Annotated in this window: 14 protein-coding genes; 6 read left to right on the top strand and 8 right to left on the bottom strand. The window is 72.4% G+C overall.

Annotated features, from left to right (window positions below; genetic code table 11):
• Window positions 1–25 precede the first annotated feature (25 nt).
• Entirely contained in the window at window positions 26–763 is a 738-nt protein-coding gene (locus tag ACZ60X_RS28720; RefSeq protein ID WP_469604397.1) for a SigE family RNA polymerase sigma factor, read from the top strand.
• A 157-nt stretch (window positions 764–920) separates the two neighbouring features.
• Here ACZ60X_RS28720 and ACZ60X_RS28715 read toward each other — a convergent pair whose 3' ends face one another.
• Window positions 921–1,556: a uridine kinase family protein gene (locus tag ACZ60X_RS28715; protein WP_469604395.1), complete on the bottom strand. Its 636-nt coding sequence runs from the start codon at window positions 1,554–1,556 to the stop codon at window positions 921–923.
• Window positions 1,557–1,683: 127 nt separating this feature from the next.
• On the opposite strand from ACZ60X_RS28715, the gene ACZ60X_RS28710 reads away from it, so the two are divergent.
• Window positions 1,684–2,088, top strand: coding sequence for a hypothetical protein (locus tag ACZ60X_RS28710; protein WP_469604392.1), 405 nt, complete (start codon window positions 1,684–1,686; stop codon window positions 2,086–2,088).
• A gap of 337 nt (window positions 2,089–2,425) precedes the next feature.
• Here ACZ60X_RS28710 and ACZ60X_RS28705 read toward each other — a convergent pair whose 3' ends face one another.
• Genes ACZ60X_RS28705 through deoC form a run of 3 tightly spaced genes read right to left on the bottom strand, consistent with a single transcriptional unit; the run spans window position 2,426 to window position 5,704 of the window.
• Window positions 2,426–3,310: an aldehyde dehydrogenase family protein gene (locus ACZ60X_RS28705; RefSeq protein ID WP_469604390.1), complete on the bottom strand. Its 885-nt coding sequence runs from the start codon at window positions 3,308–3,310 to the stop codon at window positions 2,426–2,428.
• Window positions 3,303–4,739, bottom strand: coding sequence for an aldehyde dehydrogenase family protein (locus tag ACZ60X_RS28700; RefSeq protein WP_469604387.1), 1,437 nt, complete (start codon window positions 4,737–4,739; stop codon window positions 3,303–3,305). Before ACZ60X_RS28700 ends, ACZ60X_RS28705 begins: the two co-directional genes overlap by 8 nt.
• Window positions 4,740–4,744: 5 nt before the next feature.
• The gene (deoC, locus tag ACZ60X_RS28695; protein WP_469604903.1) at window positions 4,745–5,704 is read right to left on the bottom strand and encodes a deoxyribose-phosphate aldolase; all 960 of its coding nucleotides are present in this window, start codon (window positions 5,702–5,704) and stop codon (window positions 4,745–4,747) included.
• A gap of 147 nt (window positions 5,705–5,851) precedes the next feature.
• Here deoC and ACZ60X_RS28690 point away from each other — a divergent pair, with 147 nt between their 5' ends.
• Window positions 5,852–6,523, top strand: coding sequence for a PH domain-containing protein (locus ACZ60X_RS28690; protein ID WP_469604385.1), 672 nt, complete (start codon window positions 5,852–5,854; stop codon window positions 6,521–6,523).
• A 108-nt stretch (window positions 6,524–6,631) separates the two neighbouring features.
• On the opposite strand, the gene ACZ60X_RS28685 is transcribed toward ACZ60X_RS28690, so the two are convergent.
• The 4 genes from ACZ60X_RS28685 to ACZ60X_RS28670 form a co-directional block, all read right to left on the bottom strand.
• Complete coding sequence (locus ACZ60X_RS28685; RefSeq protein WP_469604382.1) at window positions 6,632–8,278, bottom strand: phospho-sugar mutase; 1,647 nt, start codon at window positions 8,276–8,278, stop codon at window positions 6,632–6,634.
• A gap of 51 nt (window positions 8,279–8,329) precedes the next feature.
• Window positions 8,330–9,154, bottom strand: coding sequence for a purine-nucleoside phosphorylase (locus ACZ60X_RS28680; RefSeq protein WP_469604379.1), 825 nt, complete (start codon window positions 9,152–9,154; stop codon window positions 8,330–8,332).
• A 106-nt stretch (window positions 9,155–9,260) separates the two neighbouring features.
• Window positions 9,261–9,539 carry a type II toxin-antitoxin system RelE family toxin gene (locus tag ACZ60X_RS28675; protein WP_469604376.1) on the bottom strand — a complete coding sequence of 93 codons (279 nt, stop codon included), beginning with the start codon at window positions 9,537–9,539 and terminating at the stop codon, window positions 9,261–9,263.
• A 51-nt stretch (window positions 9,540–9,590) separates the two neighbouring features.
• Window positions 9,591–10,028, bottom strand: coding sequence for a gamma-glutamylcyclotransferase family protein (locus ACZ60X_RS28670; protein WP_469604372.1), 438 nt, complete (start codon window positions 10,026–10,028; stop codon window positions 9,591–9,593).
• 116 nt (window positions 10,029–10,144) lie between these two features.
• Between ACZ60X_RS28670 and ACZ60X_RS28665 the strand changes: the two genes are divergently transcribed.
• From ACZ60X_RS28665 to ACZ60X_RS28655, 3 genes are all read left to right on the top strand, one after another.
• On the top strand, window positions 10,145–11,593 hold the full coding sequence (locus tag ACZ60X_RS28665; protein WP_469604369.1) for an NAD(P)H-quinone dehydrogenase: 1,449 nt from the start codon (window positions 10,145–10,147) through the stop codon (window positions 11,591–11,593).
• A gap of 166 nt (window positions 11,594–11,759) precedes the next feature.
• Entirely contained in the window at window positions 11,760–12,692 is a 933-nt protein-coding gene (locus tag ACZ60X_RS28660) for a DeoR/GlpR family DNA-binding transcription regulator (RefSeq protein WP_469604366.1), read from the top strand.
• A 63-nt stretch (window positions 12,693–12,755) separates the two neighbouring features.
• Window positions 12,756–12,944, top strand: a complete 189-nt coding sequence (locus ACZ60X_RS28655) for a ScoMcrA-related endonuclease (protein ID WP_469604364.1) — start codon at window positions 12,756–12,758, stop codon at window positions 12,942–12,944.
• Window positions 12,945–13,882 lie beyond the last annotated feature (938 nt).

Here is a 13,882-nt window from a genome sequence, read left to right as displayed (position 1 = left end):
GGACGTCCACGACGGGGAGCGCGAGATGAACACGCTGCACAGCATCAGCACCAGCGCAGTGGTCACGCGTCTGCACGACGTGCACATGCACCGGTCCGGTTCCGAGAAGTCCGGTGCCGTGAGCGGGCGGGGGTGCGCTCGCGGCACCGGGCGTCAGCACCCGGCGTACATGTCGGTGGTCGACACAGGGGCTCACGGGGGAGCCGCGTACAAGGAGGACTCGGGGGAGCGCCGCTCGCTGACGGAGGCGGAGTTCACCGCCTACGTCCAGGAGCGCCGCGCCTCCCTGTACGCCACCGCCTACCACCTGACCGGCGACCGCTTCGAGGCCGAGGACCTGCTGCAGAGCGCGCTGTTCTCGACGTACAAGGCGTGGGACCGGATCAGCGACAAGGCGGCCGTCGGCGGCTACCTCCGTCGCACCATGACGAACCTGCACATCAGCGCCTGGCGGCGGCGCAAGCTCAACGAGTACCCGACCGAGGAACTGCCGGAGACGCCCTCCGACACGGACGCGATGCGCGGCACCGAACTGCGCGCGGTCCTGTGGCAGGCGCTGGCCCGGCTGCCCGAACTCCAGCGCACCATGCTGGTCCTGCGCTACTACGAGGGCCGTACGGACCCGGAGATCGCGGACATCCTCAACATCAGCGTCGGCACGGTGAAGTCCAGCATCTGGCGCTCGCTGCGCCGGCTGCGCGAGGACGAGGTCCTCAGCTTCGGCCGTGACGAGGAGAACGCCTTCGGCGAACTGGTCGCCTGAAGGTCAGGGGTCACCGGGGGGGTGACCCGAGGGGGGACACGGGGGAACCAGGGGAGGGGAAACGGGGGAAACACGGGGGAGCACGAGAAGCGGGACTGGAGGGCCGGGGGGCCTGTCCAGTCCCGCTTTTTCGCGTTCGCCCGCGGGGGTACGGCCGTTACGCCGCCGTCTGCTGCCGTGCCTGGCGCCCCGCCGCCGCGTCGGCGAGCCTCCCGAGCGCCTCGTCGCGATCACAGGGGTACGCGCCGAGCGAGACCTGGCGGGTGATGATCGTCCGCTCCGCGCGCATCAGCCGCCAGCCGCGGCGCAACAGGAACGGCACCGACTTGCGGCCCTCCCTCAGATCCCGCACGAAGCGGCGGCGGAAGGTGGTGACCGGGCCGCGGCTCAGGCACAGCGCGTCCGCGAGCACGCCCAGCTCCCGGCAGCGCTCGACGATCTCCGCGGCGAAGATGCCCTCCGCGATGAACAGCGGGGTACGGCCGATGTGGAGTGTCTCCTCGCCGGTGCGGGCGCTCAGCGCGATGTCGTACACCGGCACCGGCGTCGAACCCGTGGCGCACAGCCTGGTGATGGCCTCGACCGCGACGTCCGCGTCCCAGGACTCCGGATGGTCCCAGTCGATGTCCGAACTCCCCTCCACCAAGGGCAGAGTCGGGTCGTCACCCTCCTTGTAGAAGTCGTCGAGACGCAGCACGGGGAGCCCGGAACGGGCGGCGACGAGTGACTTGCCCGAGCCCGAGGGGCCGCACAGCAGCACGACGCGGGCGGGGGACGGGGGATGAATGCTCACGGAACACCAGTTTGACGCATGGGGGCCCGCCTGCCGACCCCGCGGTCCGGCTTTTGGGCGTGACTCGCGCCTCAACTACCCTGTGTGCCGACATTGTTACCGTGCGCACCGGAAGGCGGCCCCAGTGATGCCCCGACAGACCTCCCCCCACCATCCCGTCGCGCAGCGCGCCCTGATCGCCCTCGCGACCGCAGGAGCGGCCCTGGGCGCCGGCGCCGCCACGGCGCACGCGGATGCGGCCCCCCGGTTCCGTGATGTGCCGTGGCGCCCGGCGTCCCTCGGCGGGATCGACCCGCAGGCGGGCCTGACGGTCCTGACGGGAACCGTCGGCCACGTCACCGGCCCGGTCGCGGGCCTCAAGCCCAACCCGCTGGCCGGCACGGGCGTCGACCCCCTGGACAACGGCGTGGGCACCCAGGTCGCCGACTTCAAGCCCGTCGGCACGCGGATGCTGACGGCCCCGGTGGCGGAGGCGCGGTCGGCGGGAGAGGTGCCGGGGGTGGGGCAGGCGTTGGGTGCGCTCGGTTACTGAGGTCGGGGATGTGAACCACCTCGCTGTCGATGACGTACAGAACGCGGTAGTCACCGATGCGCAGGCGAGGGAGATCAGGTGAGCCGTACGCAGCCGACCCCACAGGGCGAGGATCACGGGCCAGGACCAAGACAGGGCGGCGACGTGGCCGTGGTCGGCGAGGGCGATGGTCTCGCGGCCGCGGGCGGCGCGGCGGACCAGGTCGCCGAGCTGGGAGCGGGCGGCGCTGATGGCGATCTCAACCATGCGCCACGGTTGCGCTACGTTGCACTTGCGTGCGATGAAGGAGCCGCGCCGCCCCGGACGGAGGGCGGCGCGGCTCCTGGTCGGTGGGGCGTCAGTACGACGACCCCGACGCGCCCAGCGATCCCGTCGGATGCCACACCGTCTTCGTCTCCAGGAACGCCGTCATCCGCTCGGTCCCCGGCGTCTCGAAGTAATCCACAGCCTGTGGACGCAGGACGCGCTTCAGATTGTCGGCCGCCGCGATCTCCAGCTCCTTGGCCAGCTCCTCGTCGGCGCCCGCGAGGTCGATCGCGTTGACGTCCTGGTGCGCGGCCAGCGGGGCCGCCAGCTCCGCCGTACGTCCGGACAGGACGTTGACGACACCGCCCGGGACGTCGGAGGTGGCCAGGACCTCGCCCAGACAGAGGGCGGGGAGCGGGGACTTCTCGGACGCCACGACGACCGCCGTGTTGCCGGTGGCGATCACCGGGGCGAGCACCGACACGAGGCCCAGGAACGACGACTCCTGCGGGGCCACGACGGCGACCACGCCCGTCGGCTCCGGCGAGGAGAGGTTGAAGAAGGGGCCCGCGACCGGGTTCGCGCCGCCGGTCACCTGGGCGATCTTGTCGGTCCATCCGGCGTACCAGACCCAGCGGTCGACCGTCGCGTCCACGACCGCGGCCGCCTTCGACTTCGACAGGCCCTCGGCGTCGGCGACCTCGCGCACGAACTGCTCGCGGCGGCCCTCCAGCATCTCCGCGACGCGGTACAGCACCTGACCGCGGTTGTACGCCGTCGCGCCCGACCAGCCGCCGAACGCCTTGCGCGCGGCCACGACCGCGTCCCGGGCGTCCTTGCGGCTGGACTGCGGAGCGTTGGCCAGCCAGTTGCCCTTCGAGTCCGTCACCTCGTACACCCGGCCGCTCTCGGAACGCGGGAACTTCCCGCCGACGTACAGCTTGTAGGTCTTGAAGACAGACAGGCGATCAGACATCGAGGTATGCCTCCAGGCCGTGGCGGCCGCCCTCGCGGCCGAAGCCCGACTCCTTGTAGCCGCCGAACGGCGAGGTCGGGTCGAACTTGTTGAAGGTGTTGGACCAGATCACGCCCGCGCGGAGCTTGCCCGCCACCGCCAGGATCCGCGAGCCCTTCTCGGTCCAGATGCCCGCGGACAGGCCGTACTGCGTGTTGTTGGCCTTGGCGACCGCCTCGTCCGGGGTGCGGAAGGTCAGGACCGACAGCACCGGGCCGAAGATCTCGTCACGGGCGATGGTGTGCGCCTGGGTGACGTTCGTGAAGAGGGTCGGGGCGAACCAGTAGCCGGACGTCGGCAGTTCGCAGGCCGGGGACCAGCGCTCGGCGCCCTCCGCCTCGCCCCGCTCGGCGAGCGCGGTGATCCGGGCCAGCTGCTCGGCGGAGTTGATCGCACCGATGTCGGTGTTCTTGTCCAGCGGGTCGCCGAGGCGCAGGGTGGACAGGCGGCGCTTCAGGGCGTCCAGCAGCTCGTCCTGGACCGATTCCTGGACGAGGAGGCGGGAGCCCGCGCAGCAGACCTGGCCCTGGTTGAAGAAGATGCCGGTCACGATGCCCTCGACGGCCTGGTCGACGGGGGCGTCGTCGAAGACGATGTTGGCGCCCTTGCCGCCCAGTTCGAGCGTGAGCTTCTTGCTCGTGCCCGCGACCGTGCGCGCGATCTCCTTGCCGACCGCCGTCGAACCCGTGAAGGCGACCTTGTTCACGTCCGGGTGCGCGACGAGCGCGGCGCCCGCGTCGCCGTACCCCGGAAGGATGTTGACGACGCCCTTGGGCAGACCCGCCTGGCGGCAGATGTCCGCGAAGAACAGGGCGGACAGGGGGGTCGTCTCGGCCGGCTTGAGGACGACGGTGTTGCCGGTCGCCAGGGCCGGGGCGATCTTCCACGCCAGCATCAGCAGCGGGAAGTTCCAGGGGATGACCTGGCCCGCGACGCCCAGCGGGCGCGGGTCCGGGCCGAAGCCGGCGTGGCCGAGCTTGTCGGCCCAGCCCGCGTAGTAGAAGAAGTGGGCCGCCACCAGCGGGAGGTCGGCGTCCCTCGTCTCCTTGATCGGCTTGCCGTTGTCCAGCGTCTCCAGGACGGCCAGCTCACGGCTGCGCTCCTGGATGATCCGGGCGATGCGGAACAGGTACTTGGCGCGCTCGGAGCCGGGCAGCGCCGACCACTTCTCGAACGCCTTGCGGGCGGCCCTGACCGCGCGGTCGACGTCCGCCTCACCGGCCTGGGCGACCTCGGACAGCACCTCTTCCGTGCTGGGGCTGACCGTCTTGAAGACCTTGCCGTCGGCCGCCTCGCCGAACTCGCCGTCGATGAACAGGCCGTAGGAGGGGGCGATGTCGACGACCGAGCGGGACTCGGGCGCGGGTGCGTACTCGAATGCGGATGCCATGGGGATCAGTCCACCGTCACGTAGTCGGGGCCGGAGTAGCGGCCGGTGGCCAGCTTCTGACGCTGCATCAGCAGGTCGTTCAGGAGCGAGGAGGCGCCGAAGCGGAACCAGTGGTTGTCCAGCCAGTCCTCGCCCGCGGTCTCGTTGACCAGGACCAGGAACTTGATGGCGTCCTTGGAGGTGCGGATGCCGCCGGCCGGCTTCACGCCGACCTGGATGCCGGTCTGCGCACGGAAGTCCCGTACGGCCTGAAGCATCAGCAGGGTGTTGGCGGGCGTGGCGTTGACGGCGACCTTGCCCGTCGAGGTCTTGATGAAGTCGGCGCCCGCCAGCATGCCCAGCCAGGAGGCCCGGCGGATGTTGTCGTACGTCGACAGCTCGCCGGTCTCGAAGATGACCTTCAGCCGGGCGGCCTGGCCGCAGGCCTGCTTCACGGCGACGATCTCGTCGTAGACCTTCAGGTACTCGCCGGCGAGGAACGCGCCCCGGTCGATGACCATGTCGATCTCGTCCGCGCCCGCGGCGACGGCCTCGCGGACGTCGGCCAGCTTCACGTCGAGCGCGGCGCGGCCGGCCGGGAAGGCGGTGGCGACGGAGGCGACCTTGACGCCGGAACCGGCGACGGCCTCCTTGGCGACGGCCACCATGTCGGGGTAGACGCAGACGGCCGCCGTGGTCGGGGTCGTCCGGTCCGTGGGGTCGGGATGGACCGCCTTGGCGCCGAGCGCCCGGACCTTGCCCGGGGTGTCCGCGCCTTCCAGCGTCGTCAGGTCGACCATCGAGATGGCGAGGTCGATGGCGTACGCCTTCGCGGTGGTCTTGATGGAACGGGTGCCGAGAGACGCGGCCCGCGCCTCCAGGCCGACCGCGTCGACGCCGGGCAGCCCGTGCAGGAAGCGGCGCAGCGTGCTGTCTGACGCGGTGACGTCGGCGAGCGCGTGTGCTGGGGGAGCAGTAGTGGGCATGGTCACCAGACGAGCATATCTACGCGCGTAGCGGACGTAAACCCCCGGGATGCCGTCGGCTGCTCATCTCCTGCTCGTGGGTCACGGATGAGCACCGGTGCCGGGGTGCGTGGGGCACGGGCGCTGGCGTCATGCAGAATCGGCAGCATGACGACCCCGGACCACCAGTCACCCGCGACGCCCGTCGTGAAGGACCGGATCTACCGCTCGCCCATGGCGCTCGCGGGCGGTGTGCTGCTGCTCGCCGTCATCCTCTGGCTGGGCTTCGACGCCCTGGTCCGGGGCCATGGCCGTGCGCCGTGGCTGGCGCTCGCCGGGATGATCCTCGTGGTGCCGCTGGTGATCGCCTTCACCCTGCGCCCGGCCGTCTTCGCGGGCGAGGACCGGCTGCGGATCCGCAACCCGTTCCGCGTGATCAGCCTGCCCTGGGGCGAGATCGCCTCCTTGCGCTCCAGCTACTCCAACGAGGCCGTGGTCAAGGCGGGCGGCAAGTACCAGCTGTGGGCGCTGCCCGTCTCGCTGCGCGCCCGCAAGAAGGCGGAGGTGCGCAAGGCGCGGGTGGCGGCGGACGCGGCCCGCGGCGGTGCGCCCGCCCGCCGGGGCCTCGGCGGCTTCGGCGGCGCCGGTGGCGCCCAGGCCCCGGCCGGCCCGACCCGGCCCGAGACCGACCAGGCCATGGACGACCTGCGCGAACTGCTGGAACGGCGTGGCGAGGCCGAGCCGGCGCAAGGAGAGATCACCGTGCGCTGGGCGTACGAGGTGCTTGCACCGGCGCTGGCGGGCGCGGTCCTCCTGGCGATCCTGCTGGCGACGGGCTGACGCCGCACATGTGCGCCGGTGCGCCGACGGGGTGCCCCCGGTTCTCCGGGAGCACCCCGTCGGCGTCGTACGGGCGCCCTGCGGCGTCGTACCGGTGTCCTGGGCGGGTCAGATGCCGGCGGCCGCCGACAGGTCCCGCTTGACGGCCGTCAGCAGCTCGGTCGCGCGGGCGCGCGCGGCCGGCAGGGCGGTGTGGTCCGCGACCGGTACGACGACCTCCAGGTAGCACTTCAGCTTGGGCTCGGTGCCGCTCGGGCGGACGATCACGCGGGCGCCGTCGAGCGTGTAGCGCAGGCCGTCCGTGGGCGGGAGGTCGTCCGTGCCCCGGGTCAGGTCCTCGGCCCGCGTGACCGCCAGGCCGGCCAGCTCGGTCGGCGGCCGCTCGCGCAGGCGGCGCATCGCGTCCGCGATCAGGGAGAGGTCCTGGACGCGGACCGAGAGCTGGTCGGTGGCGTGCAGACCGTGCTCCACGGCGAGGTCGTCGAGGAGGTCGAGGAGGGTGCGGCCCTCCTCCTTCAGCACGGACGCCAGCTCGGTGACGAGCAGGGCCGCCGTGATGCCGTCCTTGTCCCGCACGCCCTCGGGGTCCACGCAGTAGCCGAGGGCCTCCTCGTAGCCGTAGCGCAGGCCGTCCACCCGGGCGATCCACTTGAAGCCGGTCAGGGTCTGCGCGTAGGGGAGGTCCGCCTTCTCGGCGATCCGGCCGAGGAGGGAGGAGGAGACGATCGACTCGGCGAACACGCCGGTCGCGCCGCGGCGCACCAGGTGGGCGGCGAGCAGCGCGCCCACCTCGTCGCCGCGCAGCATGCGCCAGTCGGCGCCGTCCTTGACGGCCACCGCGCAGCGGTCGGCGTCGGGGTCGTTGGCGAGCACCAGGTCGGGGCCGGTCGCACGGGCCCGGGCGAACGCCAGGTCCATCGCGCCCGGCTCCTCCGGGTTCGGGAAGGCGACCGTGGGGAAGTCGGGGTCGGGCTCCGCCTGCTCGGCGACCAGCTCCGGGGCGGGGAAGCCGGCGCGGGCGAACGCGGCGAGCAGGACATCCCTGCCGACGCCGTGCATCGCCGTGTAGACCGTGCGGGCGGTGCGCGGGGAGCCGGGGGCGAGGACGGCGTCCGTGCGGGCCAGGTAGGCCTGCAGGACCGAGTCGTCCAGGGTCTGCCAGCCGGACTCCGGACGCGGTACGTCGTGCAGCGAGGCGATCGCGTCGATCTCGGCCGCGATCCCCGCGTCGGCGGGCGGCACGATCTGGGAGCCGTCGCCGAGGTACACCTTGTAGCCGTTGTCCCGGGGCGGGTTGTGGCTGGCGGTGACCTCCACGCCCGCGACCGCGCCGAGGTGCCGTATGGCGAAGGCGAGGACCGGGGTGGGCAGGGGGCGGGGCAGGACCGCCGCGCGCAGCCCGGCACCGGTCATCACGGCGGCCGTGTCCCGGGCGAAGTCGGCGGACTTGTGGCGGGCGTCGTAGCCGATGACGACGAGGCCGGCCCGCTCGTCCCCGTGCGGGGTCCCGTTCTTCTTCAGGTACGCGGCGAGACCCGCGGCGGCGCGGATGACGACGGCGCGGTTCATGCGCATCGGGCCGGCGCCGAGTTCGCCGCGCAGGCCCGCGGTGCCGAACTGGAGGGTGCCGCCGAAGCGGGCGGCCAGTTCGGTCACGTCACCGGAGTCGATCAGCTTGGCCAGTTCGTCGCGCGTCTCCTGGTCGGGGTCCTCGGCGAGCCAGGCCTTGGCCCTGCTGATGAGATCGTCGTGCACCTTGGGATCAACCTCTCGTTGTCTACCGCCGCCGCAGCGCCTGCGGTCCGCTTACAGCTTGCCCAGCACCCGCGCCAGCAGCTCGCCCATCCGCGCCGCGGAGTCGCGGCCCGCCTGGAGGACCTCCTCGTGGTTGAGGGGTTCGCCGGTCATGCCGGCGGCCAGGTTGGTGACCAGGGAGATGCCCAGCACCTCGGCGCCGGCCTCGCGGGCGGCGATGGCCTCCAGGACCGTGGACATGCCGACCAGGTCCGCGCCGATGACGCGGGCCATGCGGATCTCGGCCGGGGTCTCGTAGTGCGGGCCGGGGAACTGCGCGTAGACGCCCTCCTCCAGGGAGGGGTCGATCTCCTTGCACAGGGCGCGCAGGCGGGGGGAGTACAGGTCGGTGAGGTCGACGAAGTTCGCGCCGACGATCGGGGAGGTCGCCGTCAGGTTGATGTGGTCGCTGATCAGGACCGGCTGGCCGGGGCGCATGCCCTCGCGCAGCCCGCCGCAGCCGTTGGTGAGGACCACGGTCTTGCAGCCGGCGGCCACCGCGGTGCGCACACCGTGGGCGACGGCGGCGACGCCACGGCCCTCGTAGTAGTGCGTGCGGCCCAGGAAGACCAGCGCGCGCTTGTCACCGAAGGCGTACGAGCGGACCTTGCCGCCGTGCCCGGCGACGGCCGGCGGCGGGAAGCCGGGCAGCTCGGTGACCTGGAACTCGGCGTCGGGGGCGCCCAGGGCGTCGACGGCCGGGGCCCAGCCGGAGCCCATCACGAGGGCGACGTCGTGGGTCTCGGCGCCGGTCAGTTCGCGCAGGCGCGCGGCGGCGGCGTCGGCGGCGGCGTACGGGTCGCCCTGGATGTCGTCCGGAAGAAGAGATGCGTTCACGCCGACGAGGGTAGCTCGTCTTCGCCTACGCGCGTAGATGACAGACGTCACGGGATCGGGATCGTTGTCTTGTCGTTTCCGACAAGGGGGCGTGAGCGCCTCGGCGTCACTCCTCGGTGATGAGGACGTCCTTGTCGTTGAAGACCTCGACGATGAAGATCAGCAGACGGCCGCGGCTGACGGTGTACTCCACCAGGATGTTCTGGGTGAGGCGGATCGTACGGTCGTCGCCGGTGGACCCTATGGGCCGTGACACCGGCAGGAAGGGGTCGCGGGCCAGCAGGGCGATGCCCTTGTCGAAGGCGGTGCGCTGCCGGTCGTCGAGCCGGTCGCGGGCCTCCGCGGCCTGCACCGTGTAGTAGACGTCATAGGTGGTGGGGGCCATGCGTTCTCCCGTTGGTACGACGGTGTCCCGAGTCTAGGAGCCGCTCCCGGGTCAGCACGGCCGCTTGCGCAGCTCCATCACGTAATCGTGTGGCGCCCCCGCGGACTCGGCCGCGTCGGCGATCTCCCCGAGGTACCGGGCCGACGGCAGGCCGCCCTCGTAGCCGTCCAGGACGTACGTCCAGGCCGGCTCCTCGCCGTCCAGCGTGTGCACGCGCACGCGTACGCGGCGGTATATGCCGAGGCCGACACCCTCCCACCGGTCGAGGGACTCCTCGTCCAGGGGCGCGATGTCGTACAGGCCGACGAAGACCTGGGCCAGCGGGTCCTCGACGATCGTGGCGAGCGCGCCCTCCCAGCCCAGCTGCTCGCCGCCGAACGTCAGCCGCCAGCCGTTCAGCCAGCCGGTGGCGCGCAGTGGGGAGTGCGGGGCGCGACGGGACATCAGCCGTGCGTCGAGGTTGCCGGCGTACGCGGCATAGAGCGACATGGGGAGAGGGTACGGCAGGGCGCCGCTCGGGGAAGTCCCGTCACTCCAGCCCCGTAGGACGCCGGGAGGCACGTGCGTGCGCCCCCGGGCAGTGGCACCTTGAAGCGTGCGGGACAATGGAGTACGTGACTCGGATCGTGATCATCGGTGGCGGACCCGGCGGATACGAAGCGGCGCTGGTGGCCGCTCAGCTCGGCGCGGAGGTGACCGTCGTCGACTGCGACGGTCTGGGCGGAGCGTCGGTGCTGACCGACTGCGTGCCGTCGAAGACCCTGATCGCTACGGCGGAGGTGATGACCACCTTCGACTCCTCCTACGAGGAGCTGGGGATCATCGTCGCCGACGACACCCCGCCGCTGGAGCGGGCCGCCCGGGTGGTGGGGGTGGACCTGGGGAAGGTCAACCGCCGGGTGAAGCGGCTGGCCCTCGCCCAGTCGCACGACATCACCGCCTCCGTCACGCGCGCCGGCGCCCGGGTCATGCGCGGGCGCGGGCGCCTGGAGGGCATGCAGGCCCTCGACGGGTCCCGCAAGGTCGTCGTCACCGCCGCCGACGGCACCGAGGAGACCCTCACCGCCGACGCCGTCCTCATCGCCACCGGTGGTCACCCGCGCGAACTGCCCGACGCCCGGCCCGACGGCGAGCGCATCCTGAACTGGACCCAGGTCTACGACCTCACCGAGCTGCCGGAAGAGCTGATCGTGGTCGGGTCCGGTGTGACCGGTGCCGAGTTCGCCGGCGCCTACCAGGCCCTGGGGTCCAAGGTCACCCTCGTCTCGTCCCGCGACCGCGTGCTGCCCGGCGAGGACCCGGACGCCGCCGCCGTGCTGGAGGACGTCTTCCGGCGCCGGGGCATGAACGTCATGGCCCGCTCCCGCGCGCAGTCCGCCAAGCGCGTCGGCGACCGGGTCGAGGTGGCGCTCGCCGACGGGCGCGTCATCAGCGGCACGCACTGCCTGATGGCCGTGGGCGCCATCCCGAACAGCGCCGGGCTGGGGCTGGAGGAGGCGGGCGTCAAGCTGCGCGAGTCCGGTCACATCTGGACCGACAAGGTGTCGCGCACGACCGCGCCGGGTGTCTACGCGGCCGGCGACGTGACCGGCGTCTTCGCCCTGGCCTCCGTCGCGGCCATGCAGGGACGTATCGCCATGTACCACTTCCTCGGCGACGCGGTGGCCCCGCTGAACCTGAAGACGGTCTCCTCCAACGTCTTCACCGACCCCGAGATCGCGACCGTGGGCTACTCGCAGGCGGACGTGGACGCGGGCAAGATCGACGCGCGGGTGGTGAAGCTGCCGCTGCTGCGCAACCCGCGCGCGAAGATGCAGGGCATCCGGGACGGCTTCGTCAAGATCTTCTGCCGGCCGGGCACGGGCATCGTGGTCGGCGGCGTGGTCGTGGCGCCGCGCGCCTCGGAACTGATCCATCCCATCTCGATCGCCGTCGACAACAATCTGACGGTCGAACAGATCGCGAACGCGTTCACGGTGTACCCCTCCCTTTCGGGGTCGATCGCCGAGGTCGCCAGGCAGCTCCACACCCGCAAGGCGAGCGCGGAGGCCTGACGGCGCATCCGGACTTCCCCCTGGTCACGGGGGTTTGCCGGATGTGCGCGCGGCATAGTCGGGGTGGGCGGGCCCTATACCACTTCCCACCCCGGCATGCGAACAACTTCTGTTATTCGGCGCAAACTGCTGAAAGCAGACGGTCGCTGGGGTTACTGTCAGTTTCGTGTTCGCTGCTGAACGTCGCCAATTGATCCTCGAAATGGTGCGAGCGAACGGTGCGGTGTCGCTCCGTGAACTCGCCCGCGTCGTCCAGACCTCCGAAGTGACCGTACGGCGGGACGTGCGGGCACTGGAGGCAGAAGGACTCCTCGACCGCCGGCACGGCGGTGCGGTACTGCCGGGTGGCTTCACGCGGGAGTCGGGCTTCCCGCAGAAGTCCCATCTCGCGACCGCCGAGAAGACGGCCATCGCCGACCTCGCGGCGGGCCTCGTCGAAGAAGGCGAGGCCATCGTCGTCGGGGCCGGTACGACCACGCAGGAGCTGGCCCGCCGGCTCGCCCGGGTGCCCGGGCTGACGGTGGTCACCAACTCCCTGCTGGTCGCCCAGGCGTTGGCCCATGCCAACCGGGTGGAGGTCGTGATGACCGGCGGCACCCTGCGCGGCTCCAACTACGCCCTCGTCGGCTCCGGCGCCGAACAGTCCCTCCAGGGACTGAGAGTCTCCAAGGCCTTCCTGTCCGGGAGCGGCCTGACCGCCGAACGCGGCCTGTCCACCTCCAACATGCTCTCGGCGTCCGTCGACCGGGCCCTGGTGCAGGCCGCCGCCGAGGTCGTGGTCCTCGCCGACCACACCAAGCTCGGCACGGACACGATGTTCCAGACCGTGCCGACGGACCTCATCACGCGCCTGGTCACCGACGAGCCCCCGGCCCACGACGACCGCGCCGCGACCGAGTTGCAGGCCCTCGCCGACCAGGGCGTGCAGATCGCCGTGGCCGGGGCGAGCGGAAACGCTCCGGGGGGTGAACAGGCCCCGGCCCGCCGCGCCCCGCTGCCGGGGCCACGCAGGGGGCACGTGGCACTCCGCTCGGGCACGAGCCTGGGCGAACCGACGGGAGCGGAGCGCGGACGCGTCGCCGACCTGCGGCGGCGGTAGTCCTCGGGCCGTTCCCTCAGGAGGACCCCCCGGGTTGTCAGTGCCGCGGCGTGCAGTCCCCGCATGGCGATCGCCGGAGCGGCGCACGGGCAGCTGCCCGGGCAACGGCCCTTCGCCGCAAGCGAGTTCTCGGGTGGCGCCCCGCCCGCGGTGGCCGTCCTCATGGGCCTCGGCTTCACGGTGGTGCGGGCGTCCTCCGCCGGCGCCCTGCCCGAGGACGAGCTGGTGCGGCGCCTGACGGACCGACGGTGAACCGTTCCTCCGGCCGCCCCCCACACGCCCATCGTGCTGCTGTGGGCCATGGGCCGCGCCCGGGCGCGGCGAGCCCCGGCTGCTGTCCCGGACGCCAGACCGAGCAGGCGCTGTCGGACCTGCCGCGGCGCCACGCGCGGCACGGAGAGCGCCCGCGGCCCCACTACCCCGTGGCCTGCCGGTGCCGGGACGGCGTGCGGGCCCTGCCCGACCGTCCCGGGGAGGTGCCCACGGCACACGGAGACACGCGGCTGCGCCGCTGCCGTGGGGCTCCACCGCGACCCGGCTCGGCGGGCTGGACGAGTTGATCGGCACGTTCTTCGACGGCCTCGACCCCGCCCGCTCCTCGACGACGGCGGTCTGGCGGGCGCGGAGGGCGCGGCCGCCGGGGAGGCACGGCCATCGGGGCGGCCGGAGCGCCGGCTCATCACCGCGACGGAGTACGAGCGCGGCCGCGGGCTCGCGGAGGAGCAGAAGGCGCACACCCGCGGCGCACACCCGCGGCGCACACCGCCCCCGACGCTCCCGCGCCGCCCGCTGCCTGGCCCTCCGGCGCAGCCGGGGCCGCTGGGAGAACCCGAAGTGCCCGGGCCGGCCCGCGGACGTGACGGGCCGCCAAGAGCCGATACCGGAGATCGACCACGGCCTGGACCTCGCCCAGGGCGGCCGTGACCACCCCGGCCGGATGGTGGCCCTCTGCCCGAACCGCCACGCGGTGAAGCTGCCACGCGGTGAAGGCCCGTGGAAGCTCACGCGAGGCGCTCCGCGACCTCCTGCCCGGGAAAACGCCGGACGCCCGCTGCGCCGGGCGGGTGGGGCAGCGGGCGTCCTGGGGAGGTGGGATCAGTCCTTGATCTCGCAGATGGGGGCGCCGGAGGTGAGGGAGGCGCCGACTTCGGCGGTCAGGCCCTTGATGGTGCCTGCCTTGTGGGCGTTGA

The organism is Streptomyces sp. NPDC104106, from assembly GCF_055584345.1.
Note: the sequence above shows the minus strand (reverse complement) of the source record. Positions and strands in the feature narration are given on the sequence as shown.

Coding starts and splice junctions, on each gene's coding strand:
- ACZ60X_RS28720 (WP_469604397.1), top strand. CDS start 26: ATGAACACGCTGCACAGCATCAGCACCAGCGCAGTGGTCACGCGTCTG.
- ACZ60X_RS28710 (WP_469604392.1), top strand. CDS start 1,684: ATGCCCCGACAGACCTCCCCCCACCATCCCGTCGCGCAGCGCGCCCTG.
- ACZ60X_RS28705 (WP_469604390.1), bottom strand. CDS start 3,310: ATGTCTGATCGCCTGTCTGTCTTCAAGACCTACAAGCTGTACGTCGGC.
- ACZ60X_RS28700 (WP_469604387.1), bottom strand. CDS start 4,739: ATGGCATCCGCATTCGAGTACGCACCCGCGCCCGAGTCCCGCTCGGTC.
- deoC (WP_469604903.1), bottom strand. CDS start 5,704: ATGCCCACTACTGCTCCCCCAGCACACGCGCTCGCCGACGTCACCGCG.
- ACZ60X_RS28690 (WP_469604385.1), top strand. CDS start 5,852: ATGACGACCCCGGACCACCAGTCACCCGCGACGCCCGTCGTGAAGGAC.
- ACZ60X_RS28675 (WP_469604376.1), bottom strand. CDS start 9,539: ATGGCCCCCACCACCTATGACGTCTACTACACGGTGCAGGCCGCGGAG.
- ACZ60X_RS28670 (WP_469604372.1), bottom strand. CDS start 10,028: ATGTCGCTCTATGCCGCGTACGCCGGCAACCTCGACGCACGGCTGATG.
- ACZ60X_RS28665 (WP_469604369.1), top strand. CDS start 10,145: ATGGAGTACGTGACTCGGATCGTGATCATCGGTGGCGGACCCGGCGGA.
- ACZ60X_RS28655 (WP_469604364.1), top strand. CDS start 12,756: ATGGCGATCGCCGGAGCGGCGCACGGGCAGCTGCCCGGGCAACGGCCC.